3 protein-coding genes and 1 other RNA gene are annotated in these 3,271 nt (G+C 72.7%); 2 read left to right on the forward strand and 2 right to left on the reverse strand.

Annotation, left to right across the window (positions count from 1 at the left end):
- Positions 1 to 334: 334 nt before the first annotated feature.
- Positions 335 to 739, reverse strand: an RNA gene (gene rnpB / locus WH07_RS36465) — RNase P RNA component class A.
- Between the two features lie 108 nt (positions 740 to 847).
- On the opposite strand from rnpB, the gene yaaA reads away from it, so the two are divergent.
- Together yaaA and eda are read left to right on the forward strand one after the other, a co-directional pair.
- Positions 848 to 1,654: a peroxide stress protein YaaA gene (yaaA, locus tag WH07_RS31595; protein WP_046507748.1), complete on the forward strand. Its 807-nt coding sequence runs from the start codon at positions 848 to 850 to the stop codon at positions 1,652 to 1,654.
- A gap of 70 nt (positions 1,655 to 1,724) precedes the next feature.
- Positions 1,725 to 2,348, forward strand: coding sequence for a bifunctional 4-hydroxy-2-oxoglutarate aldolase/2-dehydro-3-deoxy-phosphogluconate aldolase (eda, locus tag WH07_RS31600; protein WP_046507751.1), 624 nt, complete (start codon positions 1,725 to 1,727; stop codon positions 2,346 to 2,348).
- Between the two features lie 37 nt (positions 2,349 to 2,385).
- Here eda and WH07_RS31605 read toward each other — a convergent pair.
- Positions 2,386 to 3,271: bifunctional RNase H/acid phosphatase (locus tag WH07_RS31605; RefSeq protein WP_046507754.1), on the reverse strand; the 886-nt coding region annotated here is incomplete at its 5' end.

Below are 3,271 nucleotides of genomic sequence, written 5' to 3' on the forward strand. Positions count from 1 at the left end.
CCCGGATCAGGTCGAACCCGTACACCATTCCCCTGGACGCAACCCGGACGGAATGACCTGCGCCCTGTCCCGCCAGCAGGGACACCCCGGACCATACTTTCGAAGGCGCCCGAAGCGTCCCAACTCGCTGGCAACTGACCTGGGGCCGCATCTTGCACCCGCCGGATGCCCCATACGCCCTATCCACCCCTTATCGACAGGACAGGATGGACGATACGAGCGGTATATCTCCGCACCGTCACCCACCCACACGGCCCGAATTCGACCCGGATTCGACCCGGCCAGTTTGTTCAGCGAGAAAACATGGCCTCTGACCTGCGGAAACGTGGAGCGGCAGACGAGTCGGGCTGTACGCCGGGTTCTGTTCGCCCGGTGCCTTGCGGCGGCCGGGGAGACGGCCATCCATCTAGGGCCGGCGTTGCCGTCGGCCTCGTGCGGTCTACCCGCGGACTCGGGCGGGCAGCCCTCGGACGTCCGCGCAGGAGCACCCCGGAAGGTGCTCCCTCTTGACCTTGCTCCGGGTGGGGTTTACCTAGCTGCCCAGGTCACCCTGGGCACTGGTGGTCTCTTACACCACCGTTTCACCCTTACCAGGGACCGAGATCCCTGGCGGTCTGTTTTCTGTGGCACTGTCCCGCGGGTCACCCCGGGTGGGCGTTACCCACCACCCTGCCGTGTGGAGCCCGGACGTTCCTCGGGAAGCCCCCTGGGGGCTTCACGCGGCCGTCCGCCCGGCTCGTCTGCCGTAATGGTCATGGTACCCGCCGGAGCCGGGCCCGATCACCTCGGCGGGTGTCGCCTACCCTGGCGCAGGCTGCCGTCCCCGTATCCCCTGAGGAGAAGTCACGTGCTCGTGCTGTTGCCGCCGTCGGAAGGCAAGGCCCCTTCCGGGCGCGGTGCTTCGCTGAGGCTCGAATCCCTGTCCCTGCCCGGGCTCGCCCCGGCCAGGGCCGCCGTGCTCGACGGGCTGGTCGAGCTGTGCGCGGGTGACGAGGAGAAGGCACGCGAGGTGCTCGGGCTGAGTGAGGGGCTGCGGGGCGAGGTCGCGAAAAACGCGGAGCTGCGGACCGCCGGTACGCGGCCGGCCGGGGAGATCTACACCGGGGTGCTGTACGACGCGCTGGGCCTGGCCACCCTCGACACCGCCGCGCGCCGCAGGGCCGGGAAGTCGCTGCTGGTGTTCTCCGGGCTCTGGGGTGCGGTACGGATCGGTGACCGCATCCCCCCGTACCGCTGCGCGATGGGGGTCCGGCTGCCCGGGCTCGGCGCGCTGGGCCCGTACTGGCGCGGGCCGATGGAGACCGTACTGCCCGAGGCGGCGGGCGGCGGGATGGTGCTCGACCTGCGGTCGTCCGCGTACGCGGCGGCCTGGCGGCCGACCGGCGAACTGGCCGCGCGTACGGCGACCGTACGCGTCCTCCACTCGCAGACCGACCCGGTGACCGGCGCCGAGAAGCGGTCCGTGGTGAGCCACTTCAACAAGGCGACGAAGGGCCGGATCGTACGGGATCTGCTGACGGCCGGCGCCCGGCCGAAGAATCCCGCCGCACTGGTGGAAACGCTCCGGGACCTCGGCCATACGGTCGAGGCGACGGGTCCGGGAAGGGCCGGACGGACCTGGGCCCTGGATGTGGTCGTCACGGAGATCCACTGAGCGCATTGACGCGTTGCAGCATACGCAACGGTCATTGCGGAGGGTAGTGGGCCCGGGGCAGGATGACGCCATGACCTCCGTGCTCGACCTCGCCCCCGTCGTCCCCGTTGTCGTCCTCGACGACGCCGCCGACGCCGTACCCCTCGCCCGCGCCCTGGTCAACGGCGGGCTGCCCGCGATCGAGGTGACCCTGCGGACCCCCGCCGCGCTGGACGCGATCCGCGCGATCGCGGCCGGGGTGCCGGACGCGGTGGTCGGCGCGGGTACGGTCCTCACGGCCGCGGCCGTGACCGACGCCGTGACGGCGGGCGCGCGTTTCCTGGTCAGCCCCGGGTGGACGGACACGCTGCTCAACGCGCTGCGGGACTCCGGAGTGCCGTTCCTGCCGGGGGTCTCGACCGTCTCGGAGGTGGTGGCGCTGCTGGAGCGCGGGGTGACGGAGATGAAGTTCTTCCCTGCGGAGGCGGCGGGCGGTACGGCGTACCTCTCGTCCCTCGCGAGCCCGCTCCCCCGCGCCCGCTTCTGCCCCACGGGCGGGATCACCGCCGCCAAGGCACCGTCGTATCTCGCCCTCCCGAACGTGGGGTGCGTCGGCGGTACGTGGATGATCCCTCGGGACGCGCTCGCCGCGAAGGACTGGGACCGGGTGGAGGCGCTGGCCCGCGAGGCGTCGGCGGTACGCGGCACTGTCTGAGCCCCGGCCCCGCAGACGGCCCGGACGCCCCCGGACGTCAGTGGCGTAGGTGGGACGTGTCGTTCAGCAGCCGCACCGACGCGTTGCCGTCCGTGTAGTACGCCACCGCCGACAGCGAGGCCGCCGACAGCTCCATCCGGAACAGCGACTCGGGCGGTGCCCCCAGCGCCAGTCTGACCAGCGTCTTCACCGGGGTGACATGCGTGACGAGCAGTACCGTACGTCCCTGGTACCGCTCCAGCAGCCGGTCCCGCGCCGCCCTGACCCGGCGGCCGACCGCCGTGAAACTCTCGCCGCCGCCCGTCGGCGCGACGGTGGGTGAGGCGAGCCAGGCGCTGAGGTCGTCGGGGTAGCGCTCCCGTACCTCCGCGAAGGTCAGCCCTTCCCACGCGCCGAAGTCCGTCTCGCGCAGGCCCTCTTCGACCGTGACGTCGAGGCCGAGCCGGGCCGCGACGGCGCCCGCCGTCTCGCGGCAGCGCCTGAGCGGCGAGGAGACGATGGCCTGTACGGTGCCGCGCGAGGCCAGCGCTGCGGCGACGGCCTCGGCCTGGCGACGGCCCACGGCGGAGAGTTCGGGGTCGCTGCCGCCGCTGCCGGAGAAGCGCTTCTCGGGGGTGAGGGCGGTCTCGCCGTGCCGGAGCAGGACGAAGGTGGCGGGGGTGCCGAGGTCGGCGGAGGCGCCCCAGCCGACGGTGGGGGTGGCCTTGGTGTCGGGCGCCGCCGGTGTTCCGGGCTGCCGCGCGCCGGGGGCCGCCCCGGCCGGGGCGGCTGTCGCGGTCCCGGCCACGGTCATCAGGTCGGTGTCGGTCGATGCGGTCTCACCGGGCGCATCGGTCGCGGCGTGACCGGCACCGGCGTCGGCGGCCGCACCGGACACTCCCGGCCGCCCCCGCCCCGTACCGCCCGAGCCCGTACCCCTATAC

The organism is Streptomyces odonnellii, assembly GCF_000981895.1.
Lineage (GTDB): Bacteria > Actinomycetota > Actinomycetes > Streptomycetales > Streptomycetaceae > Streptomyces > Streptomyces odonnellii.